The organism is Streptomyces sp. NBC_01465, from assembly GCF_036227325.1.
Taxonomy (GTDB): domain Bacteria; phylum Actinomycetota; class Actinomycetes; order Streptomycetales; family Streptomycetaceae; genus Streptomyces.
Genome location: NZ_CP109467.1, coordinates 998,678 through 1,022,451 on the forward strand (window position 1 = coordinate 998,678; position 23,774 = coordinate 1,022,451).

Annotated in this window: 22 protein-coding genes; 11 read left to right on the forward strand and 11 right to left on the reverse strand. The window is 69.8% G+C overall.

All coding sequences use genetic code 11. From position 1 onward, the window contains the following. Positions 1-12 precede the first annotated feature (12 nt). Together OG707_RS04455 and OG707_RS04460 are read right to left on the reverse strand one after the other, a co-directional pair. Entirely contained in the window at positions 13-1,578 is a 1,566-nt protein-coding gene (locus OG707_RS04455) for a DUF2207 family protein (protein ID WP_329114543.1), read from the reverse strand. Then, a complete protein-coding gene (locus OG707_RS04460) occupies positions 1,575-2,141 on the reverse strand; it encodes a LemA family protein (RefSeq protein ID WP_329114545.1) in 567 nt (188 codons plus the stop codon). Before OG707_RS04460 ends, OG707_RS04455 begins: the two co-directional genes overlap by 4 nt. 303 nt (positions 2,142-2,444) lie before the next feature. On the opposite strand from OG707_RS04460, the gene OG707_RS04465 reads away from it, so the two are divergent. Beyond that, on the forward strand, positions 2,445-3,116 hold the full coding sequence (locus OG707_RS04465) for a lysophospholipid acyltransferase family protein (protein WP_329114547.1): 672 nt from the start codon (positions 2,445-2,447) through the stop codon (positions 3,114-3,116). 97 nt (positions 3,117-3,213) lie between these two features. Here the strand turns inward: OG707_RS04465 and OG707_RS04470 are convergent, their stop codons facing one another. Both OG707_RS04470 and OG707_RS04475 read right to left on the reverse strand, forming a co-directional pair. After that, positions 3,214-4,743, reverse strand: coding sequence for an MFS transporter (locus OG707_RS04470; protein WP_329114550.1), 1,530 nt, complete (start codon positions 4,741-4,743; stop codon positions 3,214-3,216). Beyond that, on the reverse strand, positions 4,740-5,291 hold the full coding sequence (locus OG707_RS04475) for a TetR/AcrR family transcriptional regulator (protein WP_329114551.1): 552 nt from the start codon (positions 5,289-5,291) through the stop codon (positions 4,740-4,742). Before OG707_RS04475 ends, OG707_RS04470 begins: the two co-directional genes overlap by 4 nt. Positions 5,292-5,376: 85 nt before the next feature. On the opposite strand from OG707_RS04475, the gene OG707_RS04480 reads away from it, so the two are divergent. The 3 genes from OG707_RS04480 (at position 5,377) to OG707_RS04490 (ending at position 8,548) form a co-directional block, all read left to right on the forward strand. After that, complete coding sequence (locus OG707_RS04480; RefSeq protein WP_329114553.1) at positions 5,377-5,913, forward strand: HAD domain-containing protein; 537 nt, start codon at positions 5,377-5,379, stop codon at positions 5,911-5,913. Between the two features lie 37 nt (positions 5,914-5,950). Further along, positions 5,951-8,170: an NADP-dependent isocitrate dehydrogenase gene (locus OG707_RS04485; RefSeq protein WP_329114555.1), complete on the forward strand. Its 2,220-nt coding sequence runs from the start codon at positions 5,951-5,953 to the stop codon at positions 8,168-8,170. A gap of 114 nt (positions 8,171-8,284) precedes the next feature. Continuing rightward, positions 8,285-8,548 (forward strand): hypothetical protein, encoded by a 264-nt coding sequence (locus tag OG707_RS04490; RefSeq protein WP_329114558.1) that lies wholly within the window; start codon positions 8,285-8,287, stop codon positions 8,546-8,548. Positions 8,549-8,611: 63 nt separating this feature from the next. Here the strand turns inward: OG707_RS04490 and argH are convergent, their stop codons facing one another. Then, positions 8,612-10,048: an argininosuccinate lyase gene (gene argH, locus OG707_RS04495; protein WP_329114560.1), complete on the reverse strand. Its 1,437-nt coding sequence runs from the start codon at positions 10,046-10,048 to the stop codon at positions 8,612-8,614. A 183-nt stretch (positions 10,049-10,231) separates the two neighbouring features. Here argH and OG707_RS04500 point away from each other — a divergent pair, with 183 nt between their 5' ends. From OG707_RS04500 to OG707_RS04525, 6 genes are read left to right on the forward strand one after another with little or no spacing between them, the layout of a single operon-like run. Next, a complete protein-coding gene (locus OG707_RS04500) occupies positions 10,232-10,828 on the forward strand; it encodes a pyridoxamine 5'-phosphate oxidase family protein (protein WP_329114562.1) in 597 nt (198 codons plus the stop codon). Between the two features lie 58 nt (positions 10,829-10,886). Next, positions 10,887-11,609, forward strand: coding sequence for a GntR family transcriptional regulator (locus tag OG707_RS04505; RefSeq protein WP_329114564.1), 723 nt, complete (start codon positions 10,887-10,889; stop codon positions 11,607-11,609). After that, positions 11,606-12,610: an ADP-ribosylglycohydrolase family protein gene (locus OG707_RS04510; RefSeq protein ID WP_329114566.1), complete on the forward strand. Its 1,005-nt coding sequence runs from the start codon at positions 11,606-11,608 to the stop codon at positions 12,608-12,610. Before OG707_RS04505 ends, OG707_RS04510 begins: the two co-directional genes overlap by 4 nt. Before the next feature lie 41 nt (positions 12,611-12,651). After that, the gene (locus OG707_RS04515; RefSeq protein WP_329114568.1) at positions 12,652-14,121 is read left to right on the forward strand and encodes a purine-cytosine permease family protein; all 1,470 of its coding nucleotides are present in this window, start codon (positions 12,652-12,654) and stop codon (positions 14,119-14,121) included. Then, on the forward strand, positions 14,118-15,086 hold the full coding sequence (locus OG707_RS04520) for a PfkB family carbohydrate kinase (RefSeq protein ID WP_329114570.1): 969 nt from the start codon (positions 14,118-14,120) through the stop codon (positions 15,084-15,086). The genes OG707_RS04515 and OG707_RS04520 overlap by 4 nt, the downstream gene beginning before the upstream one ends. Positions 15,087-15,143: 57 nt before the next feature. After that, positions 15,144-16,157: a bile acid:sodium symporter family protein gene (locus OG707_RS04525; RefSeq protein WP_329114572.1), complete on the forward strand. Its 1,014-nt coding sequence runs from the start codon at positions 15,144-15,146 to the stop codon at positions 16,155-16,157. Here the strand turns inward: OG707_RS04525 and OG707_RS04530 are convergent. Genes OG707_RS04530 through OG707_RS04550 form a run of 5 tightly spaced genes read right to left on the reverse strand, consistent with a single transcriptional unit; the run spans position 16,112 to position 22,020 of the window. Continuing rightward, the gene (locus tag OG707_RS04530) at positions 16,112-17,527 is read right to left on the reverse strand and encodes a polysaccharide lyase 6 family protein (protein ID WP_329114574.1); all 1,416 of its coding nucleotides are present in this window, start codon (positions 17,525-17,527) and stop codon (positions 16,112-16,114) included. The two genes, OG707_RS04525 and OG707_RS04530, sit on opposite strands and share 46 nt — an antisense overlap. A gap of 28 nt (positions 17,528-17,555) precedes the next feature. Then, positions 17,556-18,830 (reverse strand): alpha-L-fucosidase, encoded by a 1,275-nt coding sequence (locus tag OG707_RS04535; RefSeq protein ID WP_329114576.1) that lies wholly within the window; start codon positions 18,828-18,830, stop codon positions 17,556-17,558. A 36-nt stretch (positions 18,831-18,866) separates the two neighbouring features. After that, the gene (locus OG707_RS04540) at positions 18,867-19,733 is read right to left on the reverse strand and encodes a carbohydrate ABC transporter permease (protein WP_329114578.1); all 867 of its coding nucleotides are present in this window, start codon (positions 19,731-19,733) and stop codon (positions 18,867-18,869) included. Beyond that, a complete protein-coding gene (locus tag OG707_RS04545; RefSeq protein WP_329114581.1) occupies positions 19,730-20,695 on the reverse strand; it encodes a carbohydrate ABC transporter permease in 966 nt (321 codons plus the stop codon). Before OG707_RS04545 ends, OG707_RS04540 begins: the two co-directional genes overlap by 4 nt. Then, positions 20,692-22,020 (reverse strand): ABC transporter substrate-binding protein, encoded by a 1,329-nt coding sequence (locus tag OG707_RS04550; protein ID WP_329114583.1) that lies wholly within the window; start codon positions 22,018-22,020, stop codon positions 20,692-20,694. Before OG707_RS04550 ends, OG707_RS04545 begins: the two co-directional genes overlap by 4 nt. Before the next feature lie 187 nt (positions 22,021-22,207). Between OG707_RS04550 and OG707_RS04555 the strand changes: the two genes are divergently transcribed. Then, positions 22,208-23,218, forward strand: coding sequence for a hydroxyacid dehydrogenase (locus OG707_RS04555; protein ID WP_329114585.1), 1,011 nt, complete (start codon positions 22,208-22,210; stop codon positions 23,216-23,218). Between the two features lie 3 nt (positions 23,219-23,221). On the opposite strand, the gene OG707_RS04560 is transcribed toward OG707_RS04555, so the two are convergent. Next, positions 23,222-23,758, reverse strand: a complete 537-nt coding sequence (locus tag OG707_RS04560; RefSeq protein WP_329114587.1) for an arginine repressor — start codon at positions 23,756-23,758, stop codon at positions 23,222-23,224. Positions 23,759-23,774: the final 16 nt, after the last annotated feature.

Below are 23,774 nucleotides of genomic sequence, written 5' to 3' on the forward strand. Positions count from 1 at the left end.
CCTTGTGCTCCCTTACGAAGCCTGCTGCTTGGGGGCTCTCAGGCCGTCGCCCTCCGGCAGCGCTGCCCTCACCAGTTCCGCCGAGCGGATCGTGCGCGTGCCGCGCGAGACCCTCAGGCGGACCTGGGCGCCCGTCGCGATCGCGCGTGACGCCGCCGGCAGGGCCCAGGCCGTGGTGAGCGCCGTCGTTCCCTCGTCCAGGGCCAGGAAGCGGGCCGCCTGCTTGCCCTTGCGCGACTCCATGCGCAGGACCTCGCCGGTGATCGTGGCGGGCTCCCGGCGCTCCAGGACGGCGAGTGCCAGGAAGTACGCCGCCAGTGCGGCGAAGGCCGCGATGGCCGCCAACTCGGCCGGAATGGGGCCCTCTTGGGCCGCCGCGTCGTGGAACCAGCCGTGGGTTCCGCTGACGAAGTTGCCGGGCATCATCGACAGGAACGTCGCGAACAGCGTCCAGCGGTTGAACTTTCCGGCCACCAGGAGGCCGAGCAGCACGCTGCCCGCCCAGCCGGCGCTCAGCACCAGTCCCGGCCTGCGCCAGGTGCCCTTGTCGACCGCCATCGCCCAGTCGGGCTGCCGCAGTATCGCGAAGGCGCAGAGTGCCGCCGCGACCACGCCCGCCGCGGCCGTCAGTTGCAGCAGGCGGCGCGTGGAGCAGCCGAAGCCGGGGCGCAGGCGCGGGTAGCGGATCCGTACGGAGCGCCAAGTGCCTCCGTACGAGGACCAGACCCGTCGCCGGTCGCCGGAGTCGAAGCCGAGGAGGCGGCCGGTGAGGGTGGTGACGCCCAGTGCGGTTCCGTACGCGAGGTAGCGGTCCCAGACCGTCACGGACGCGGGCGGCAGCTGCGCGAAGTCCTCGTGCGCGGTGAGCCAGGAGCGCAGTCCGGCCCAGTGCCCCGCGCGTTCGAGGCCCTTGGGTGTCGCCCGCTCGCCCAGCGCCTTGCCGAGCAGGAAGGCCAGTGCGGCCCCCGGGAGCACGCCGACGACGATCGCGCCGCGGATGCCGTGCCCGCCCATGACCGCGGCCACGGTGAACAGCGAACCCGGCACGAAGGCGCCGACCAGCAGCGCGCTGCCGAGCAGCGGCGCGAACCGGTACCGGGACAGGCCGCGCAGCCGGGCCTCGGCGACGATCTCGCGGCGCAGCGCCGTGTTCCAGGAGGCGGCGCGTTCGTCGTCGCGGAAGGCGATCGCCCCGATGGGTGCGCCGCCGTTCGCCGCACGGCTGATGACGCGGTCCAGTACCCGCTTCTCGTACGGCGTCAGATCCGATGCCGTACGGCCTGCGTCGGTGAGGTGGACGCTGCTGCGGACCGGGTCGTCGCCGGGCTGCCGCAGCTCGACGAAGCCTCGGGCCGCGAGGTCCAGCAGGGTGGCCGCCGCGGCGTTCTCCACGCCTCGCCAGTCGTTGCCGAGCAGGCTGACCACGGCCGGCGATTCGGGGTCGTCCCCGAACTCCTGGGTCGCGGGCCCCGGCGTGACCGTGCCGTTGCGGGTGGCGACCAGTGACAGTCCGAAGGCGACGAGCCAGAGGACGATCAGGGCGGCGCCGCCCCAGTAGAGCTGTTCGGTGAGCTTCACGCGAATCTCACCTGGGGGGCGTCCTGCGGCACGCCGGCGGCCTCGAAGTACTCCCGGCGGCTGTGCGCGCCGCCCATTCCCGACACGACGTTCCCCGGGAAGCTCTCCAGGGCGGTGTGGTAGCTCTGCACGGCGCTGTTGTAGAACTGCCGCGCGTACGCGATCTTGTCCTCCGCCGACCTCAACTCGGCCTGCACCGTGCTGAAGTGGTGGTCGGCCTTGAGCTCCGGGTAGCTCTCGCCGAGCGCGAAGAGCTTGCCCAGCGTCGCGGTGAGCGCGTCCTCTGCGGCCGCCTTGTCCGTCACTCCGAGATCGCCGCTCACGGCCGCCCCGCGCGCGGCGGTGACCGCCTCGAAGGTGGTGCGCTCGTGCGCGGCGTACCCGCGCGCGCTCTCGACGAGGTTCGGTATCAGCTCATGCCGTCGCTTCAGCTGCACATCGATCTGCGCCCACGAAGCCTGCGTCTGGTTCCGGAGCCGGACGAGCCGGTTGTAGGTCCGTACGACCCACCACACGGCCACGACGACCAGCACCACGACAACTGCACCCACGATGACACCCACGGTGTCGCCCCCTTGAGGCCCTGAAAGATCCGACCCCCCTGGCCGATCGACGAGATCTTATGACGCGCTTACGGGACATGCGTTCGCTGTGACCCTGGTCACTGCAGCGGTTCGAAGGGGATACGGATGACACGTGGGTTCACACGTGGGTTCACGCGGCTGAACACAACGGTCACGCACGTCAACTCTGCGTATCCACTGGGTGAACCCGATGTGCGATCAGACAGGACGCGCGAGTATCGTCCTCACCTGCACAGACTTCGCCCCGCATCCACGGCACAGCCCACGACCCCGGAGGACCCGTTGTCCCGTCTCGCGCTCATCAAGGCAGTGCTCGGACCGGTCATGCGCCTGATGTTCCGCCCGCGCGTGGAGGGTGCCGAGAACATTCCGGGGACGGGTCCGGTGATCCTCGCGGGCAACCATCTCACCTTCATCGACTCGATGATCATGCCGATCTGCCTGGACCGCCAGGTCTTCTTCATCGGCAAGGACGAGTACGTCACGGGCAAGGGGCTCAAGGGCCGGCTGATGGCCTGGTTCTTCACCGGCGTCGGCATGATCCCGGTCGACCGCGACGGCGGCCGCGGCGGTGTCGCGGCGCTGATGACCGGCCGCCAGGTGCTCGACGACGGCAAGATCTTCTCGATCTACCCGGAGGGCACCCGCTCCCCCGACGGCCGCCTCTACCGCGGCCGCACCGGCATCGCGCGCCTGACCCTGATGACGGGCGCCCCGGTCGTGCCGTTCGCGATGATCGGTACGGACAAGATCCAGCCGGGCGGCGCCGGTGTCCCGCGCCCCGGCAAGGTCACGGTCCGATTCGGCGAGCCGATGGAGTTCTCGCGCTACGAGGGCATGGACCGCGACCGTTATGTCCTGCGCGCGGTGACGGACTCGGTGATGGCCGAGGTCATGCGGCTCTCCGGCCAGGAGTACGTCGACATGTACGCCACCAAGGCCAAGGCCGCCTGAGGCCAAGGCCGCCTGAGGCCAAGGGAATTGAGATGAGGGCCGCACCCCGGGCGGGGTGCGGCCCTTACTCGTACCGCAGGATCACGTTATTTGCGGTCTACGATTCGAGCTTCTGGCCCCGCAGCAGGAACCAGGCCGCGACCGCCGTGGCGAAGAGCACCAGTGCGCCCACCCCGGCCGCCGTCTGGAAGCCGTCGGTGAAGGCCCCCTGGGCGGAGGAGAGGAGCGCCGAGCCCTGTTCGGAGGGGAGTTGTCCCGCCGACTCGACCGCCCCGCCGAGCGAGTCGCGGGCCGCGTCCGCCGCACCGGCGGGGACTCCGGCCGGCACGGTGAAGCCCCGGTAGATGCCGGTCACCACCGAGCCGAGCAGGGCGATGCCGAGGGCGGCACCCAGTTCGTACGCCGTCTCGGAGACCGCGGAGGCCGCGCCCGCCTGCTCCTTCGGCACGCTGGAGAGGATCACGTCGGCGGTCACAGTGAAGGCGAGCCCCGCACCCAGGCCGCCGAGGAAGAGCGCGACGCCCAGGGCCACGACTCCGGTCGAGGCGCCGATCGCCATACAGGCGGCGAGCGCGACGCCGACCGCGGCGAGTCCGCCGGAAACCGCGCTGCGCACGGATGCTCTACGGGCGATACGGCCGGCCAGCAGCCCCGCTCCCACCGCACCGACAGCGGCGGGCAGTTCGATCAGGCCCGCCTCCAGCGGTGAGCGCATCTGCACCAGTTGGAGGAACTGCGAGAGGAAGAAGACCAGGCCGGAGAGGCCGAGGATGGTCAGCAGATCGGCCAGTACGGCACCGGAGAACCCGCGGTGGTGGAAGAGCCGCATGTCGAGCAGCGGCGACTTCAGCGTGAGCTGGCGCCTGACGAACCAGAGCAGGGCGGCGATGCCGACGACCGCCGACGCCGCGATGTCCCAGCGGAAGCCTTCGACCGCCGCCTCCTTGACGGCGTACACGACAGCCACCATGCCGACCAGGGAGAGCACCACGCTGATCAGGTCCCACGGGCCCGGGTTCGGGTCGCGCGACTCCGGGAGCAGCTTGATGCCGACGAGGACCAGCACGGCCATCACGGGGAGGTTGATGAGGAAGACCGAGCCCCACCAGAAGTTCTCCAGCAGGAATCCGCCGACGACCGGGCCGACCGCGGCGCCCGCGGAGGCGGCCGCACCCCAGATGCCGACGGCGAGGCTGCGCTCCTTGGGGTCGTGGAAGATGTTGCGGATCAGCGCGAGGGTGGAGGGCATCAGGGTCGCGCCCGCGACACCGAGCAGCGCCCGGGCCGCGATCATCATCTCGGGGCTGGAGGCGTACGCGTTGAGTACGGAGACCGCGCCGAACGCGACGGCGCCGACCAGCAGCAGCTTCTTGCGGCCGATCCGGTCGCCGAGGCTGCCCATGGAGACGAGCAGGCCCGCGATGACGAACGAGTAGACGTCGCCGATCCAGAGCAGCTGGGTGCCGGACGGCTTGAGGTCCTCGCTGAGGAACGGCGTCGCGAGTCCGAGCACGGTGGCGTCGACGGCCACCAGCAGCACGGCGAGGACGAGAACGGCGAGGGCCAGCCAGCGGCCGGGGCTGCGGACCGCCCCCGTGTCGGTGGCCCGCTGGTCTGTGCTGGTCATTGCTCCACGCTCCGTCGTGCGCCGCCGAGCAACAACTCGGCGATCATGTACTGGAAGTCCTTGGGGGCGACCCGGCCGTCCTGCACGGCCCAGGCGCAGCTGCCGATCAGCCCGTACAGCGCCTCGGTCAGCCAGGCGGGGGTCAGATCGATCCGGAACTCGCCCTGCTCCTGGCCGCGCCGGAAGAGGGCGGCGACGCGGGCGTCGAGCCGGGCCCAGCCGTCGTTTATCGCCTCGCCCTCGAAGAGCTGGTTCTCGGTGACGAGGAAGGCGAGGAGTCCGGCGACGGGCTCCACCTCGCCGATGAGCCTCCGCAGGGCGTCGCCCGCGGGGCCTTCGTCGAGCCGGGCGGCATCGAGGGCGGACTCGAACTCCTGGATCCCCAGATTCTCCAGGGCCCTGACCAGGGCTTCGCGCCCGGCGAAGTGCCGGTGCAGGGTGGCGCGGCCGATCCCCGCGGCCCTGGCGACCTCGTCCATGGTGGACGTCGCCTTGCGGGTGAGGAGGACGGCTGCGGCGCGGAGCACCTGGTCCCGGTCGACTGTCATGAGACAACCATAGCCCGAATGAGACACTGATGTCTCACGCAATAATTCACCGCCGCTCTGGCCGCGTGCAGGCGATCCTGTGCGGATGACGAAGCCCCTGCTGCTGATCGACGTCGACGGCCCGCTCAATCCGTACGCGGCGCAGCGCGAGCGAAGACCGGAGGGCTACTCCACGCACCGGATGAGCCCGGTGGGCTGGACGGGCGCCCGGCCGCTGCGGGTCTGGCTCAACCACGGCCACGGGGCGGAGCTGCTCGCGCTCGCCGAGCGCTACGAACTGGTCTGGGCGACGACCTGGAAGGGCGAGGCCAACGAGTGGATCGGGCCGCATCTCGGCCTGCCCGAGCTGCCGTTCATCGACTGGCCGCAGATGCACGGGCGCGCTCCGGAGGGCACCTTCTGGAAGACGCAGTACATCCTCGAGTACGCGGCCGGCCGCCCCTTCGCCTGGATCGACGACGACATCACCGACCGGGACCGCGCCTGGGTCGCCCGGCACCACCCCGCCGACACCCTGCTCCTGCGGATCAACGAGGGCATCGGACTGACCCGGGCGGACTTCGATGCGCTGGCCGAGTGGGCAGGGCCCTGTGCTGGCCGGGGCGCGCAGGAGATATCTTGATGTCAAGCAATGTTGCAGACCTGGAGCGGAGCACCCGGTGACTGACTCGACCATCATCTATACGCACACCGACGAGGCCCCGGCCCTGGCCACGTACTCGTTCCTGCCCGTGGTCGAGGCCTACGCCTCGACGGCCGGTGTCACCGTCGAGAGCCGTGACATCTCCCTGGCGGGGCGCATCATCTCCAGCTTCCCGGAGCGTCTCCAGGAGAGCCAGCGCATCGAGGACGCCCTCGCCGAGCTCGGCGAGCTGGCCAAGACGCCCGGCGCCAACATCATCAAGCTTCCGAACATCTCGGCGTCGGTCCCGCAGCTGAAGGCCGCGATCGCCGAGCTCCAGGCACAGGGCTACGCGCTGCCGGACTACCCCGAGGACCCGAAGTCCGACGAGGACAAGGACGTCCGCGCCCGTTACGACAAGGTCAAGGGCAGCGCCGTCAACCCGGTCCTGCGCGAGGGCAACTCCGACCGCCGCGCCCCCGCCTCGGTCAAGAACTACGCCAAGACGCACCCGCACCGCATGGGCGCCTGGACGGCCGATTCCAAGACCAATGTCGCGACCATGGGCGAGAACGACTTCCGCTCCACCGAGAAGTCCGCGGTGATCGCCGACGCCGGTTCGCTCCGCATCGAGCTGGTCGGTGACGACGGCACGACCACCGTGCTGCGCGAGTCCGTACCCGTCCTCGCCGACGAGGTCGTCGACGCCTCCGTGCTGCGCGTCGCCGCGCTGCGCGAGTTCCTCACCGCTCAGATCGCCCGCGCCAAGGAGGAGGACGTGCTCTTCTCCGTCCACCTCAAGGCCACGATGATGAAGGTCTCCGACCCGATCATCTTCGGCCACGTGGTCCGCGCCTTCTTCCCGAAGACCTTCGCCGCGCACGGCGAGACCCTGGCCGCGGCCGGTCTCACCCCCAACGACGGTCTCGGCGGCATCCTCAAGGGGATCGACTCGCTGCCCGAGGGCGCCGCGATCAAGGCCTCCTTCGAGGCCGAGCTCGCCGAGGGCCCCGCCCTGGCGATGGTCGACTCCGACAAGGGCATCACCAACCTGCACGTCCCGTCCGACGTCATCGTCGACGCCTCCATGCCGGCCATGATCCGCACCTCGGGCCACATGTGGGGCCCGGACGGCGGCGAGGCCGACACCCTGGCCGTCCTCCCGGACTCCAGCTACTCCGGCGTGTACCAGGTCGTCATCGACGACTGCCGCGCCCACGGCGCCTTCGACCCGTCGACCATGGGCTCGGTCCCGAACGTCGGTCTGATGGCGCAGAAGGCCGAGGAGTACGGCAGCCACGACAAGACCTTCGAGATCCCCACCACCGGTACGGTGCGGGTCGTCGACGGCGGCGGCAACGTCGTTCTCGAGCAGACGGTCGGCGCCGGTGACATCTTCCGCATGTGCCAGACCAAGGACCTCCCGATCCAGGACTGGGTCAAGCTCGCCGTCACGCGCGCCCGCGCCACCGGCGTCCCGGCCGTGTTCTGGCTGGACGAGAGCCGCGCGCACGACGCGACGCTGATCGCGAAGGTCAAGACGTACCTCGCCGAGCACGACACCGAGGGTCTGCAGATCGAGATCCTCTCCCCCGTCGAGGCGACCGCCTTCTCGCTGGAGCGCATCCGCCGCGGCGAGGACACGATCTCCGTCACCGGCAACGTGCTGCGTGACTACCTCACCGACCTCTTCCCGATCCTGGAGCTGGGCACCAGCGCCAAGATGCTGTCGGTCGTCCCGCTGATGAACGGCGGCGGTCTCTTTGAGACGGGCGCCGGCGGTTCCGCCCCGAAGCACGTCCAGCAGCTGGTCAAGGAGAACTACCTGCGCTGGGACAGCCTGGGTGAGTTCCTCGCGCTCGCGGTGAGCTTCGAGCACCTCGCGCAGACCACGGGCAACGCGCGCGCCCAGGTGCTCGCCGACACCCTGGACCGGGCGACCGCGACGTTCCTCAACGAGGACAAGTCGCCGAGCCGCCGCCTCGGTGGCATCGACAACCGCGGCAGCCACTTCTACCTGTCCCTGTACTGGGCGCAGGAGCTGGCGCAGCAGTCGGACGACGCGGCGCTCGCCGAGGCGTTCGCCTCGCTGGCCAAGACCCTGGCCGAGCAGGAGGAGACGATCGTCGCCGAGCTCATCGCGGTGCAGGGTTCGCCCGCCGAGATCGGTGGCTACTTCCAGCCGGACCCCGCGCTCGCCGCGGCCGTCATGCGCCCGTCGGCCACGTTCAACCAGGCGATCGCCACGCTCGCCTGACCGCTTGACGCACCGTGCCGCCCCGGTCGGACCTCTGGTCCGGCCGGGGCGGTTCCGTTTCCCTTCGCGTTCCCTTCGCGCACGGAATGCCCCGTCCGGTGCTACGACTGACACATGTGTTTTGTCGCCGTGCTCGGAGCTTTCGCGCCACGTCTGGCGCTGCTCTTCCTCTGGCTGTTCACCAACCTGGTGACCCGGCCGTTCGACAGCTGGATCGCGCCGCTGATCGGACTGGTCTTCCTGCCTTTCACGACTCTGATGTTCGTGCTGTCCTGGAGCCCGGTTTCCCATGTCAGCGGCATCGGCTGGCTGTTCGTCGTACTCGGGCTGCTCTTCGACCTCGGCGACTACGAGGGCGGCAAGCGCGCCAGGAGCTGACGCACCACGGCCGAGGGGCCCGGACGCGGTCGCGTCCGGGCCCCTCGTGTCGGTCCGTAGGGGCTACTTCTTCTTGCTCTTGGCGGTCGCCCAGGCGTGCTGAATGATCAAGTTGGCCTTCAGCTCGACCAGTTGGGTCCTGACCGCCGAGGGGGCCGTGCCGCCCCGGCCGTTGCGCGACGCGAGGGCGCCGTGCACGTTGAGGACCGTACGCACCTGCGGTGTCAGGTGCTCGGAGATCTTCGCGAACTGCTCGTCGGTGAGCTGGTCCAGCTCGATGCCCTGCGCCTCGCACTCCTTGACGCACTCGCCGGCGACCTCGTGCGCGACACGGAACGGGACGCCCTGCTTGACGAGCCACTCGGCGACGTCGGTGGCGAGCGAGAAGCCGGCCGGGGCCAGCTCCTCCATGCGCTCGCGGTGGACGGTCAGGGTGGCCATCATGCCGGTGAAGGCGGGCAGCAGGAGTTCGAGCTGGTCGCAGGAGTCGAAGACCGGCTCCTTGTCCTCCTGCAGGTCGCGGTTGTACGCGAGCGGGAGCGCCTTCAGCGTCGCCATGAGGCCGGTGAGGTTGCCGATGAGCCGTCCCGACTTGCCGCGCGCCAGCTCCGCGATGTCCGGGTTCTTCTTCTGCGGCATGATCGAGGAGCCGGTCGAGAAGGCGTCGTGCAGGGTGACGAAGGAGAACTCCTTCGTGTTCCAGATGATGATCTCCTCCGCGATCCGGGAGATGTTGATGCCGATCATCGCGGTGATGAAGCTGAACTCGGCGACGAAGTCGCGCGAGGCGGTGCCGTCGATGGAGTTGCCCACCGAGCCGTGCTCGAAGCCGAGGTCGCGGGCGACCGCCTCCGGGTCCAGGCCGAGCGAGGATCCGGCCAACGCGCCTGATCCGTAAGGCGATACGGCCGTCCGCTCGTCCCACTGCCGCAGCCGCTCCGCGTCGCGGGCCAGGGGCTGGACGTGCGCCAGCATGTGGTGGGCGAAGAGGACGGGCTGGGCGTGCTGGAGGTGGGTGCGGCCCGGCATGGCGACGTCCTGGTGGGCCTGGGCGAGGCCGACGAGTGCGTCCTGGAGGTCGGCGATCAGCCCGCCGATGATCCGGGCGTGGTCACGCAGGTACATCCGGAAGAGCGTCGCGACCTGGTCGTTGCGCGACCGGCCGGCCCGCAGCTTGCCGCCGAGGTCGGGGCCGAGCCGCTCCAGGAGACCGCGCTCCAGGGCGGTGTGGACGTCCTCGTCGGCAACGGTGCCGACGAAGCTGCCGTCCGCGACGTCCGCCTCCAGCTGGTCGAGGCCCGCGAGCATCCGGGTCAGTTCGTCGGCGGTGAGCAGGTCCGCCTTGTGGAGCACACGGGCGTGGGCGCGGGAGCCGGCGATGTCGTACGGGGCGAGCCGCCAGTCGAAGTGGACGGAGGCGGACAGCTTGGCCAGGGCCTCGGCGGGTCCGTCGGCGAAACGGGCGCCCCAGAGCCGGACGTCACCGGTGTTGCTGCTCACAGCTCGTGCTCCTCAGAAGGGTGGATGTGCGGCTGCCTCCCCGCCGCGGAGGAACGGGGAGGCAGCGCGCATTCAACGCATGGCATAAGTATGCACTCCTCCGTATGTTTCGTCAAAGCCGATGCCGTCCCACAGGGCGAAACGACTGATCGCATACGGCGGCACGGGCGGAGAATCTCCCGTATGGGAAAGACGCATGAACGAATAGACGGCCGCCTGCGCACCTTCATCGAGGCGCAGCACATCTTCTTCACCGCCACCGCACCCCTGTCGGGCGACGGCACGGTCAACCTCTCGCCCAAGGGCCTCAGCGGATCCTTCGCCGTCATCGACGAGCTCACCGTGGCCTACCTCGACTTCGCGGGAAGCAACGCGGAGACCGTGGCGCATCTGCGCGAGAACGGGCGGATCACCCTGATGTGGTGCGCCTTCGACGGGCCGCCGAACATCGTGCGCGTACACGGCCGGGGCGAGCCGGTCTTCCGCGACGACCCGCGCTTCCCGGAGCTGCTCGGACACTTCCCGGACATCGACACCTCCAAGAACGGGCTGCGCGCGATCATCGTGGTCACCGCCGAGCTGGTCAGGGACACCTGTGGCTACGCCGTGCCGTTCATGTCGTACGACGAGGACCGCGATCTGCACGGCAACTTCTTCGCACGCAAGGACGATGCGGACCTGGACGCGTACTTCCAGAAGAAGGAGTACATCGCGACCAGCATCGACGGGCTGCCGGGGCTGCCGCTTCCGCTGCCGCCCACTCCCTCGCCCACTCCCTGAGCAAATACACAGCTGAAAACCCTGGACCTGAAGGGGAAGCTCCGCTTACCTTTTAGACATGCCTGGACAGGTACACAAACACCATCGCATCGCCAAGGTTCTCGCCGACGAGATCCGGGCCGGGGTCCACTCCGACGGCAGCCGGCTGCCCGGGGAGCATGCGCTCACCGGGCGGTTCGGGGTCAGCCGCACCACCGTGCGCCAAGCTCTGAACGTCCTCGGCGAGCAGGGGCTCATCGCCACCCACGCGGGCATCGGCTCCTTCGTCACCTTCGACGGCACTCCGCTGGACAACCGGCTCGGCTGGACGCAGGCGCTCGCCGAGCAGGGCACCGAGCTGAGTACCGGGATACTCCGCTTCGAGACCGTCGACGATCCTGCGCTGGCCCGTGAACTCGGCCTGGAATCCGTTGAGTTCATTGCCCTGGACCGTGTTCGGCGACTGGCCGGCGGTGACGGCGTATCGCTGGAGCGCAGTCGCGTCCCCGCTGTCGGTCCGCTCGCCGGACTCCCCGGCCGCGGTCTTGAGGGCGGCTCCCTCAACAAGGCGCTGATCGCCGCAGGACGCGTCGCCGACACCGGCGAGGCCACCATCGCCGTCGCCGGGATCAGTGAGAGCGACGCCGCCGTCCTGCACCGCTCCCCCGGCGAGTCCTTCCTCCATCTGTCCCAGGTCTTCCGGGCCGCCGACGGCTCCGTCGTCGAGCAGGTCACCAGCCTGCTCGACCCGTCCCGGTTCCAGTTGCACGTCCGCACCACCGGCCGAGGAGGCCTCGTATGACCAGCCCCGATCCCCGCCTGCTCGACCGCGCGCTCGGCGCCTTCTACGGACTCGCCCTCGGCGACGCGCTCGGCATGCCGACGCAGATCATGTCCCGCGAGGACGTCGTACGCGTCTACGGCACCCTCACCGGCTTCGAGGCAGCCCTCCCCGACAACCCCGTCAGCGCCGGAATGCCCGCCGGGTCGATCACCGACGACACCGAGCAGGCTGTCATCGTCGCGCGGCTCATCACGGAGGGCGGCGGGCACATCGACCCGACGGCCTTCGCGCGTGAACTCCTCGACTGGGAGAAGGAGATGAAGGCCAAGGGCTCCTTCGACCTCCTCGGCCCGTCCACCAAGGCCGCGCTCGACGCGGTCGCGCGCGGCACCGACCCCAAGGAGGCGGGGAAGTACGGCACCACCAACGGGGCCGCCATGCGCGTCACCCCCGTCGGTATCGCCTTCGCCGCCGACGACCTGGACGCCTTCCTCGACCGGGTCGTGGAGTCCTGCCAGGTCACGCACGACACCACCGTCGGGATCGCCGGGGCCGCCGCCGTCGCTGCCGCCGTCTCCACCGGGGTCGCGGGCGGCACCCTCGACGACACCTTCGACGCGGCGATCGCCGCCGCCGAGGCCGGGTCCCGGCGCGGGCACTGGATCGCGGGCGCCTCCATCTCGGCCCGTATCGGCTGGGCCCGCGAGCTCGTCGCCGGCCTGGAGGAGGCCGAGGCGCTCGACCGTATCGTCGCGCTCATCGGCACCAGCGTCGCCAGCCAGGAGTCGGTGCCCGCCGCGTTCGCGGTGCTCGCGCTGACCGGCGGGGACCCCTGGCGCAGTGCGCTGATGGCCGCCAATCTCGGCGGCGACAGCGACACGATCGGGGCTGTCGCGGGCGCGATCGCCGGTTCCGTACGGGGCCTCGAAGCGCTCCCCGCCGACGCCGTGCAGACCCTGCGCACCGTCAATCACCTCGAACTGGAGCCGGTCACCGCCCAGTTGCTCGCCCTCCGCTGAACCACCCCCCGTCCCCACGCACCGTGCAAGGAGGTTCCGTCATGACCGATTCAACGTCGAACGATCGCGTCGGCACCGTAGAAACCCGAGGGATCGAGCCGGTCCCCGACAGCGAGCGTCACGGCCATGCGGGCCAGATGTTCTGGACCTGGTTCGCCGCCAACATCTCCCTCCTCGGGCTGCCGCTCGGCGCCTCCCTCGTCGCCTTCCGCGGGCTGAACATCTGGCAGGCGGCGCTGGTCGCCGTCGCCGGATCCTTCGGATCGTTCGCGCTGGTGGGGGCGCTCAGCCTGGCGGGCAAGAAGGGCGGGGCGCCCGCGCTCACGCTCTCCCGTGCGACCTTCGGACAGCGCGGCAACGTCGGCCCGACCGTGGTCACCTGGCTGAGCCGGGTCGGCTGGGAGACCATCACCACCACGACCGCCGCGTACGCCCTGCTCGCGCTGCTCGGCGTCGCCTTCGGCGTGGACCAGAACAACTTCCTCACCATTGTCTGTCTGCTCGTCTTCATCGCCTGCACCCTGCTCATCAGCGGCCTCGGCCACGCCACGATCATGTGGATCAACAAGTGGGCCACCGTCGCCTTCGGCGTGCTGAACCTGATCGTGATGGGCTTCCTCGTCGCCACCGTCGACTGGACCAAGGTCCTGGACGCTCCGGCCGGCGCCACCAGCGGCGTCATCGGGGGCATCGGTTTCATCGCCGCCGGTACGGGCATCGGCTGGGCCAACGCCGGTGCGGACTACGCCCGTTACCTGCCCCGCTCGATCCCCGGCGGCCGCCTCGTCACCGCCTCTGCGTTCGGCGCGGGCATCCCCCTGGTGCTGCTGATCTCGCTCGGCTCGCTGCTCACCGCGGGCGACCCGACGCTCGCCACCGCCTCCGACCCGGTCGCGGCCATCAACGCGATGCTGCCGTCCTGGATGGCGATCCCGTACCTCATCGCCGCGTTCGGCGGACTCCTGATGTCGAACCACCTGTCGACGTACTCGGCCGGACTCACCATGATCACGCTGGGGCTGAAGGTCCCGCGCGCCTGGGCCGTCTGCATCGACGTCGTGGTGATGTTCCTCGGCGGCATCTACTTCATGCTGATCGCCGGTGACTTCTACGGCCCCTTCACCACCTTCCTCACCCTCCTCGCCGTCCCGATCTCCGCCTGGATCGGGGTGATCGGAGTGGACATGCTGCGCGGCCGCGAGTACGACCCGGCCGGCCTCATGGACACCACCCGCACCAGTCGTTACTGGTACTCCGGCGGCTTCAACCTCCCGGCGGTCACCGCCTGGGTCGCCGCGATCGTCTGCGGACTGCTCTTCACCTCCGCCGCGACCAGCGCCGACGACGTCTGGTTCAAGGGCCCGCTCACCGACACCTGGCTCGGCGAGAACGGCCTCGGCTGGGCGATCGCCATCGTCGTCGGCGCGCTGCTGTACGCGGTCCTCGGCCGCCGTGCCTCCGTCACCGACGTCCCGTCCTCCCCCGCCCCTCTCGAGGAAGCCGTCCGATGAGCAACTCCCCCAGCCCCCGACTCGTCCTCGCCGGAAACGTCATCGCCGACCTCGTCATCGAGGTCCCGGCCCTCCCCGAGCGCGGCGGCGACGTCATCGGCACCCGCACCGAACTCACGGCGGGCGGCGGGTTCAACACCCTCGTCGCGGCGCGCAGGCTCGGCGCGGAGGCGGTCTTCGCCGGGCTGCACGGGACCGGTCCGTACGGCGATCTCGTGCGCGCCTCCCTGGCGGCCGAGAGCGTGGAGACGATGCTGCCGGTCCGCGAGGACGGCGACACCAGCTTCTGCGTGGCGCTGGTGGACGCGGGCGGCGAGCGGACCTTCGTGACCAGCTTCGGAGTCGACGCCCACCTCACCGAGGCCGAACTGGCCGTGGTGACCGGCAAGTTGAGGCCCGACGACATGGTGCAGCTCTCCGGCTACGGCCTGGTCACCCCGGTCAACGGCCCGCTCCTGTCCCGCTTCGCCGCGCAGCTGCCGCCCTCCCTCACGGTCTGCTTCGACCCCGCGCCGCTGGTCGCCGACATCCCCGCGGAGCTCCTGGACCCGGTCCTCGCCCGTACCGACTGGCTGAGCTGCAACGCCCGCGAGGGCCGGCTGCTGACCGGGCGCGACGACCCCGCGCAGGCCGTCGCCGCCCTGCGGGAGAGGCTGTCCCCCGGTGCGGGGATCCTGCTGCGCGCCGACAAGGACGGCTGCTGGCTGGCCGCCCCCGGCGAAGACCCGGTCCACGTCCCGGGGTTCCCGGTCGACGCGGTCGACAGCAACGGCGCGGGCGACGCCCACGTCGGCGCGTTCCTCGCGCTCCTCGGCCGGGGTCTCGACCCGCTCTCGGCGGCGCGCGGCGCCAATGCGTCGGCGGCGTACGCGGTGACCCGGCGCGGCCCCGCCACCGCACCCGATCTGGCGCAGCTCATCGCCTTCCTCGGCGACGATCCGCTGGCCGCCCAGCTGTCGGTGTAGGGACCACATAACGAGACGCTGTTGCGGCACGGTGCGGTGAGGGCGTTGCATCGCGCCGTGCAGACTGATCAGGCAATACCCCGTACCGCCCCCGCTTCCACCGACCGCGCGGCCCGCCGCGCGGTCACCGTCTTCCCGGTCCTCGTGCTCGTCGCGGGCGCGGCGGGTCTCGCTTTCCCCGACGCTTTCGCGGGGTGGAAGACGAACGTTCCTTACCTGCTCGGCGTGGTGATGTTCTGTATGGGACTGACCATGACCGCGGTCGATTTCCAGGGCGTGCTGAAGCGCCCCTGGGCCGTGGGCCTCGGCCTCGTCGCCCACTACGTGATCATGCCGGGCCTGGGCTGGCTCATCGCCCACGCGCTGAACCTCTCGCCCCAACTGGCCGCCGGCGTCATCCTGGTGGGCTGCGCGCCCAGCGGCACGGCGTCCAATGTCGTCACGTATCTCGCGCGCGGCGACGTCGCCCTGTCCGTCTCGGTGGCCACCGTCTCGACCGTCCTCGCCCCGCTGGTCACTCCCCCGCTGACGCTGCTCCTGGCGGGCGAGTACCTCCCCGTCGACGCGGGCTCGATGGTGACCGACATCCTCAAGACCGTGCTGCTGCCGGTCCTGGCGGGTCTGGCCGTACGGTTCTTCGCGGGCCGCTACATCGCCCGCGTACTCGGCGCGCTCCCCTGGCTGTCGGCCGTCGCCATCGCCGTCATCGTGGTGATCGTCGTCGCGGGCAGCGCGGCGGCGATCAAGTCGGCGGCGGCGATGGTGCTGCTGGCCGTCGTCCTGCACAACGGCCTCGGCCTGCTGCTCGGTTACGGGGCCGGGAAGGCGGCCCGGCTCGGGAAGCCCGCGAGCCGGGCGATGGCGTTCGAGGTGGGGATGCAGAACTCCGGTCTGGCCGCCTCGCTCGCCACCGCCCATTTCAGCCCGCTCGCCGCCCTGCCCGCGGCGATCTTCTCGGTCTGGCACAACGTGTCGGGGGCGCTGGTCGCCGCCTTCATGTCGTACCGGGCCAGGAAGAGCGAGAGTCAGGACGCGTTCGGGCCGACGTCCGCCGTCGTGAGCGGACGGTAGAGCGCGGTCGCGGTCGTGTACTCGTCGCAGCCGATGTCCCTGGCCGTGCCGCGTGCGTTGCCCTCGATGTCGTACGTGACCGCGTCCGTCGCGAACGTGGCCGCGCCGATCGCCGGGCTGGCGGACGACAGCCGGGCGATGCCGTCGGCGCCCGTCACCAGCTTCGGGTCGGTGCGGGTGTAGGTGCCGGCGGGGATGTTCCCGTCGGCGGCCGCGCCGGAGAGCATGTTGCTCTGCCAGGTGAAGCGGACCGTCGTCGCCATCGCCACCAGATCGCCGGAGTCGCCGACGAGGAGGTTGTCGGCGATGGTGCAGTCGCGCGGCTCTTCGGTGCGCTGGGTCTCGCCCGCGAGGGTCTTGGCGTTGCCCAGCAGGGTGTTGTGGACCACGGTCACGCGGTCGGGGGCGTCGTTGCCGGTACGGGACGTCGACGGCTCGCCGACGTAGTGGTCGCGCTCCGTGCCGCTGCCGATGATCAGGGCCGTACCGGAGAGGCCGGAGACGTAGTTGTTGACGATCAGGTGGTCGTTTCCGTAGATGCGTATCCCCTCCTGGCCGTCGAGGATCCAGTTGCTGTCGACCGTGGTGTCGTTGCCGTGGCGCAGGACGATGCCGCCCTTGCTGTCGCGGATCGTGTTGCGGCGGACGAAGTTGCCGGAGGACTTGACCGAGATGGCTTCCGGGTCGCCGTTGCACCGCTCGAAGAGGTTCAGTTCGACGGTGGCCTCCGCGTCCGAGAGCGCGCGCGGGCTCACACCGAGGCGGATCGGCTCGCCGCCGTTGTCGCCGGTGAAGGAGTGGTCGGAGAAGTAGTTCTTGGAGATCAGGACCTTGTAGGCCATCTTGTCCGTGTCCGCGCCCTCCACCCCGAGCATGATCCCCAGCTGGGACTTGTTGTGGAAGTGGTTGCGGTCGATCTTGCTGTAGTCGCCCCGGACCATGACCCAGTGGAGTCCGCTGATGTCGGCGAGCTGGAAGTCGTTGCGGGTGAGGCGGATGTGCGAGGAGTCCGGCGGGACGTCGAGCGTGGTGCTCTGGCGGAAGGCGAAGCCGGAGAGGGTGACGTAGCTGGAGCCGCTGAAGACGAAGCTCTGCTTGCCGGTGAGGACGACGCCGCCGCGCGACTGCGCGACGATCGTGATCTCCGAGCCGTCCGTGCCGTGCTTGTCCGTGATGGTGACGGGCTTGCCGTCCGGTACGGCATAGGTGCCGTTGGCCACGGTGATCACCGTGCCGGGGACCGCGGCGTTGATCGCGGACTGCAGTGCGGTCAGCGAGGTGACTGTCGTCGCCGCCCTCGCGGAGGCGACGGGAAGGACGACGGCCGTGATGCCGAGCGCGCTTGCGGTGAGGAACGTACGTCGTTGCATGATGCCTCCACAGTGCTGAGCGGACGGGTCAGTTGAGGAAGAGCTCGATGACGGGGACAGGGGTCTCGGGCCGGCGTACCGGCAGCTGGAGCGTGAGCGTGCCGTCGGGCTGGCCGCCCATCCGGGTGTTCTGCGCGGGCTGATCCGGGTCCACCTCGACGCGTACGATTTCCGACGCGTCGCCCAGGAGCTGCGCGTACCGCACCCGCCCCGCGAGCCCGGGCAGGTGGATGTGGCGCAGCGGCCAGGTGAAGAGGTGCAGATAGAGGCGGTCGCCGCGCTGGGTGTAGCGGCAGTCGGCGGGCGGCTGGTGCGCCGAGGGGCCGCAGCCGCGTACGGACTTCTCGTGCAGGTCCATCCACCGGCCGATCTCGGCGAGGGTGTCGACGGCGCGCGGGTCGAAGTCGCCGCGTCCGGTGGGGCCCACGTTCAGGAGCAGGTTGCCGTCCTTGGACACGCCGTCGACGAGCATGCGGATCAGCAGGTCGGCGCTCTTGAAGTCGACGTTGTCGCGGTCGTAGCCCCAACTGCCGTTCAGGGTCTGGCAGGCCTCCCAGATCACCGGGCGGCCGTTCGCGGTCATCGGTCCCGAGGGCTGGTACTGCTCGGGGGTGATGAAGTCCCCGGGGATGCCGGTCCGGTCGTTGACCAGGATGTCCGGCTGGAGTTCCCGTACGAGGGCGAGCAGACCGGGTGCGTCCCAGTCGTCGGCGCCCTTGCCGCCCCAGTACTCCTCGTGGCCGGTGTAGGAGAAGTCGAAGAAGAGGTAGTCGATCGTCCCGTACGAGGTGAGCAACTCCCTTACCTGGCCGTGGAGATACGTCCGGTACTCGGCCATGTCCCGGTCCGCCGCCGCCTCGCGATACGCGGCGTCGTCGCGCTGCGGGTGCGTGCCGTCGACGGGGAAGGACGGGTGGTGCCAGTCGATGAGCGAGTAGTAGAAGCCGACCTTGAGGCCCTCGGCCCGGCAGGCGTCGACGAACGGGCCGAGCAGATCGCGGCCGTACGGGGTGTTGGTGACCTTGTAGTCGGTGAGGGCGCTGTCCCAGAGGCAGAAGCCGTCGTGGTGCTTGGTGGTGAGGACGACGTACCGCATTCCGGTGGCCTTGGCGGTCCTGGCCCACTGGACGGGGTCGTAGCGGTCGGGGTCGAAGTGGTCGAAGTAGACCTGGTACTGCTCGTCGGTCAGCCGCTCCCGGTTCTTGACCCACTCGTGGCGGGCCGGGAGTGCGTACAGACCCCAGTGGACGAAGAGGCCGAATCGGTCGTGGGTGAACCAGGTGGTGTCGCTGCGCGCACTCAACGTGCCGCTCCTTGAAGGGTGTTGGTGGGAGGCCGGTCAGCCCTTGAGCGCGCCGGAGGTCAGGCCCTGGACGAACGAGCGCTGGAAGAAGAGGAAGACGATCACCGAGGGCAGCAGCGCGAGCAGCGATGCGGCCATCACCACGCCCGGGGTGACCGAGGGGTCGATCCGCAGGGTCCGCAGGGCGAGGGGCAGGGTGTACGAGGAGGAGTCGGTGGCCACCAGGAGGGGCAGCAGGTACTGGTCCCAGATCATGGTGAAGCCGAAGACCCCGATGACGCCGAGCGCCGGCTTGCACATCGGAAGGATGATCTGGGCGAAGATCCGCAGGTCACCGGCGCCGTCGATGCGGGCGGCCTCTTCGAGTTCGCGCGGCACGTCCTTCATGAACTCGGTCATCACGAGGATGGAGAACGCCCAGGCGCCGAGCGGCACGATCATCCCGGCGAGGGTGCCGATGAGGTTGAAGTGGACCACCGGCAGGTCGGCGAGGATCAGCGAGAGCGGGATGGCGAGGATCTCCTCGGGCAGCATCAGCGTCGCGAGGATGGCGACCATCACGACGGTCATGCCGCGGAACTTCTTCCTGGCCAGCGCGTAGCCCGCGAGGACCGAGACGGCGACCTGGAGGAGCAGCCCGCCGCCGACGACGAAGAAGGAGTTGAGGAGGTACTTCAGTACGCCCTGGTCGAAGGCGGTCCTGAAGTTGTCCAGGGTGGCACCCGAGGGGATGAGGCTGAGCTGCGTGGGGTCCTTGACGTGGTTGAACGCGCTGACGAGCAGGGCGAGCAGCGGGCCCGCGAAGACGATCAGGACGAGGGCGTACGTGACCGCCTTCACCACTCTGCCGCCGATGCTCCGGCTCTCGGTGAGCCCCAGCGCGGTCTCGGTCGGCGCGCTCATTCGTTACCCCTCCGTCGGAACAGGTGGACGCAGACGGTCAGGACGAGCGTCGCGAGGAACAGCAGGACGGCGCCGGCCGCGCCGACTCCGAGCCGGTTCTGTTCGAGACCCAGCTTGTAGATGAGCGTCATGACGACTTCGGTGGAGCCGTCAGGGCCTCCGTTGGTGAGGAGGAAGACCTCGGTGAAGACGCGCAGTCCGCGGATGGCGGCGAGGATGAAGAGGATCGAGAAGACGGAGCGCAGTCCGGGCACGGTGACGTGGCGGATGCGCTGGAAGCGGCCCGCGCCGTCGACCTTGGCGGCCTCGTAGAGACCGCGGTCGACGCTCCCCAGACCCGCGAGGAAGATCATCATGTCGTAGGGCGCGCCCCGCCAGATGCCGGTGACCATGATGGAGGCCATCGAGGTGTGCGGATCGTTGATGAACCCCGAGGGGCTCGAACCGAACAGCCCCAGCAGGGAGTTGATCATTCCGTCGCCGGTGGGGTGGTACATGATCCGCCAGAGTTCGGCGACGACGGCGATCGGTACGACGACGGGGAGGAAGGCCGCCGAGCGGATGAAGCCGAGCCGGCGGCTCTGGCCCTCCATCAGCAGCGCGAGCGCGAGGCCGAGCACGAGGCAGCCCGCGGTCTGTCCGACGGCGAGCACGACGGTGTGCCAGGCGGCCTCGCGGAAGCCGTCCGAGGTCAGGACCGTCTTGTAGTTGTCGGCGCCGACCCACTTGTTGCCGAGGTAGGGCTGAACCTCCTGGAACGACATGGTGATCGCGTTGAACATCGGGATGAACTTGAAGTACAGGAAGAGGAGCAGCGCCGGGGCCAGGAACAGCCAGGGCGTCCACCAGCGTCCTGCCCTGCGGCTGCGCCGCGGCCGGCTCTTCGCCGCCGGCACCGCGGTGGGCCGGGCGCCCGCGACGGCGGAACCGTTCGCGGACGGCCGTACCTGGTCGACGCTCATGACGCGGCGATCCCCTGCTCCTCGAGGACGCCCTGGAGCTTGGAGTCGAGCTCCTTCAGCTTGGACGCGGTGTCGATCCCGCAGTCGGCCACCAGGGCGTTGACGGTGTCGGCCGTCGCCTGGCGCACGGGCGTCCAGTTGGGGATCGACGGGGCGTAGCGGCCCGAGGTGCTGTAGATGTCGGCGTACGTCTTCCAGCGCGCGTCGGGGCGCTCCTTGGTGATGTCGACGGTCTTGTTGACCGGCAGCTGCACGATGTTGCCCTCGGTGCCCTGCATGCCGAGCTTCTGGCCCTCGGCGGAGACCGCGTAGTCGGCGAAGGCGTCCTGGCCCGCCTGGTTGTCCGAGCCGGCCATCAGATAGACCGATCCGCCCTCGGCGAGCACGGTGGCGTCCTTGGGGCCCTTGGGCATGGGGACGACCTCGTACTTGTCCTTGCCCAGCGACTTGTCGAAGCGCGGGAGGAGGTACGGGCCGACCACGTACATGCCGGCCTTGCCCGCCTCGAACGTCTCGTTGGTCGGCGGGGTGTCCATGGTGACGGCGCCGGGCTGGATGGCCTTGTCCTTGCAGCCGAGGTCGCGGAACCACTGGACGGCCTTGGTCGCCTCGGGGGTCTCCATGGACGGCTTGTACTTGCCGCCGCCGGTCTCCGTGATGAAGTCGCCGCCCGCCGCCCAGAGGAAGTTGGAGAAGTACCAGGAGGCGTAGCCGCGCTTGGTGGAGAGCGGGGCGGCGAGCCCGGCGGTGTCCTGCTTGCCGTTGCCGTCGGGGTCCTTGGTGGTGAACTCCTTGGCCATGGCGGTGAATTCGTCCCAGTTCTGCGGGACCTTCAGGCCGAGCTTCTCGCGCCAGTCCTTGCGGATCAGCAGGGCGCTGGCCTGGGCGGAGTAGGGCAGTCCGTACTGCTTGCCGTCGGCGCTCTTGCCGGAGGCGAGGCCGCTGTCGGCTATGTCCTTGCTGTTCTTGATCTTGTCGAGGTCGATCTCGCGGAGCAGGCCCTGGCTGTGCAGCGTGCCGAGCTGGGAGACGTCGTTGAGGACGATGTCGGGGAGGTTCTTCTGGGCCGCACGCTGCTGGAGCTTGGTCTCGAAGTCGTCGAAGATCGCGGTGACCTTGACCTTCTTGCCGGTGGCCTTCTCGAATCCCGCCGCCAGCTTGAGCGTTGCCTTCTCGCCGGGTCCGCCCGGCGTGGTTCTGGTCCAGAGCTCGAGCGGTGCGTCGGGGTTCTGCTTCGTCTGCGTGCCGGCGGGTCCTGACGAACACCCCGTCAGGAGTACGGCGGACGTGAGGATCCCGGCACCGATCAACCATTGCTTCTGCATGACGTACTCCCGATCGGATGCATGAACAGCGTTCGCACTTGTGGAAAGCGCTTGCCGGGGACGGTAACGTCTGCGTTAAACGAGGGTCAATAGTCCGATGACTTTGTAAAATCTGGGGACTAAGTCCGGTACGCCGCTCTCACCGAACTCCCCACGCCCTCAACAGGTCCGACGTATCGTCCCGACCATGTCGACTGACCGAACATCACTGACCGCACTGCTCGTGATGGAGGAGGAGCGCAGGGCCGACGTGTATCCCGCCGCCCTGCTGGAGGAGATCGGGCGTGTCGCCCGGTGGCAGGGGCCGCCCCTGACGCGCACTCAACTGGCCAAGGATCCAGGGGTGTTGGCCGGCGTGGACGTCCTGCTCAGCGGGTGGGGCGCTCCGCGCCTCGACGCGCGGCTGCTCGGGCACGCACCGGATCTGCGGGCGGTGCTGGTGGCGGGCGGTTCCGTACGGCCGCTGACCACACCGGAGTTCTGGGCCAGGAAGATACCCATCGTCTCCGCCGCGGCGGCCAACGCGGTGCCGGTCGCGGAGTACACCCTGGGCCAGATCCTGCTCGGGCTGAAGCAGGTCCACCGCATCAGCCGCGACGCCCGGGAGCACCGGAGCTTCCCCGCCGATCCGCAGGTCCCGGGCGGATACGGCTCCCTGGTCGGCCTGTTGGGGCTCGGCAGCATCGGGCGGCTCGTGGCGTCGCATCTGCGCCGTTTCGACGTCGAGGTCCTGGCGTCGGACCCGATGACGGACGCCGTCACGGCGAAGGCCCTGGGGCTCCGACTCGTCGGTACGGACGAGCTGTTCGCGATGTGCGACGTGGTCAGCCTGCACGCGCCTCTGCTGCCGGAGACCGAAGGCCTGGTCGGGGAGAAGCTGCTGTCCGCGCTGAAGGAGGGTGCGACGCTGATCAACACCGCGCGCGGCGGGCTCGTGGACGAGGAGGCGGCGATCGGTGTCCTGCGCCGCCGCCCCGACCTCACCGCCGTACTCGACGTGACGCACCCCGAACCGCCGGACCCGAACTCGCCCTGGTTCACGCTGTCCAACGTCGTCCTGACGCCCCATCTGGCCGGGGCCATGGGGCGGGAGCGGGCACGCATGGGCGAGCTGGTCCTGGACGAGCTCCGCCGCCTGGTCGACGGCGTGCCGCTGCGGCACGCCGTCGACCCCGGACTGGCGGGGAGTCTCGCGTAGGTCCTAGCGGTCGTTCTGGGCCAGGCGCAGCAGATGGTCCGCGAGCGCCTGGCCGCCGCTCGGGTCGCGGCTGATCAGCATCAGGGTGTCGTCGCCGGCGATGGTGCCGAGGATGTCGTGCAGTTCGGCCTGGTCGATCGCCGAGGCGAGGAACTGGGCCGCGCCCGGCGGCGTACGCAGGACGACGAGATTGGCCGAGGCCTCGGCGGAGATCAGGAGTTCCGAGGAGAGGCGGCGCATCCGTTCCTCCTTCGCCGACTCGCCGAGCGGCGCCTGCGGGGTGCGGTATCCGCCCTCGCTGGGCACCGCGTAGATCAGCTCGCCGCCCGTGTTGCGGATCTTGACCGCGCCCAGCTCGTCGAGGTCGCGGGAGAGCGTCGCCTGGGTGACGCTCAGCCCGTCGTCCGCGAGCAGCTTGGCGAGCTGGCTCTGGGAGCGGACCGGCTGCCGGTTGAGGATGTCCACGATCCGGCGGTGGCGGGCCGTGCGGGTCTGGGGCACGGACGGGCCGTTGTGCTCGGTCTCCTGCGCCTCGGTCATCGTCGTCGTCGCCTCA

Excerpts from the sequence above, each read along its gene's own strand:
- OG707_RS04470 (WP_329114550.1), bottom strand. The coding sequence starts at position 4,743 with ATGACCAGCACAGACCAGCGGGCCACCGACACGGGGGCGGTCCGCAGC.
- OG707_RS04475 (WP_329114551.1), bottom strand. The coding sequence starts at position 5,291 with ATGACAGTCGACCGGGACCAGGTGCTCCGCGCCGCAGCCGTCCTCCTC.
- OG707_RS04480 (WP_329114553.1), top strand. The coding sequence starts at position 5,377 with ATGACGAAGCCCCTGCTGCTGATCGACGTCGACGGCCCGCTCAATCCG.
- OG707_RS04490 (WP_329114558.1), top strand. The coding sequence starts at position 8,285 with ATGTGTTTTGTCGCCGTGCTCGGAGCTTTCGCGCCACGTCTGGCGCTG.
- OG707_RS04500 (WP_329114562.1), top strand. The coding sequence starts at position 10,232 with ATGGGAAAGACGCATGAACGAATAGACGGCCGCCTGCGCACCTTCATC.
- OG707_RS04505 (WP_329114564.1), top strand. The coding sequence starts at position 10,887 with ATGCCTGGACAGGTACACAAACACCATCGCATCGCCAAGGTTCTCGCC.
- OG707_RS04510 (WP_329114566.1), top strand. The coding sequence starts at position 11,606 with ATGACCAGCCCCGATCCCCGCCTGCTCGACCGCGCGCTCGGCGCCTTC.
- OG707_RS04515 (WP_329114568.1), top strand. The coding sequence starts at position 12,652 with ATGACCGATTCAACGTCGAACGATCGCGTCGGCACCGTAGAAACCCGA.
- OG707_RS04520 (WP_329114570.1), top strand. The coding sequence starts at position 14,118 with ATGAGCAACTCCCCCAGCCCCCGACTCGTCCTCGCCGGAAACGTCATC.
- OG707_RS04530 (WP_329114574.1), bottom strand. The coding sequence starts at position 17,527 with ATGCAACGACGTACGTTCCTCACCGCAAGCGCGCTCGGCATCACGGCC.
- OG707_RS04540 (WP_329114578.1), bottom strand. The coding sequence starts at position 19,733 with ATGAGCGCGCCGACCGAGACCGCGCTGGGGCTCACCGAGAGCCGGAGC.
- OG707_RS04545 (WP_329114581.1), bottom strand. The coding sequence starts at position 20,695 with ATGAGCGTCGACCAGGTACGGCCGTCCGCGAACGGTTCCGCCGTCGCG.
- OG707_RS04550 (WP_329114583.1), bottom strand. The coding sequence starts at position 22,020 with ATGCAGAAGCAATGGTTGATCGGTGCCGGGATCCTCACGTCCGCCGTA.
- OG707_RS04555 (WP_329114585.1), top strand. The coding sequence starts at position 22,208 with ATGTCGACTGACCGAACATCACTGACCGCACTGCTCGTGATGGAGGAG.
- OG707_RS04560 (WP_329114587.1), bottom strand. The coding sequence starts at position 23,758 with ATGACCGAGGCGCAGGAGACCGAGCACAACGGCCCGTCCGTGCCCCAG.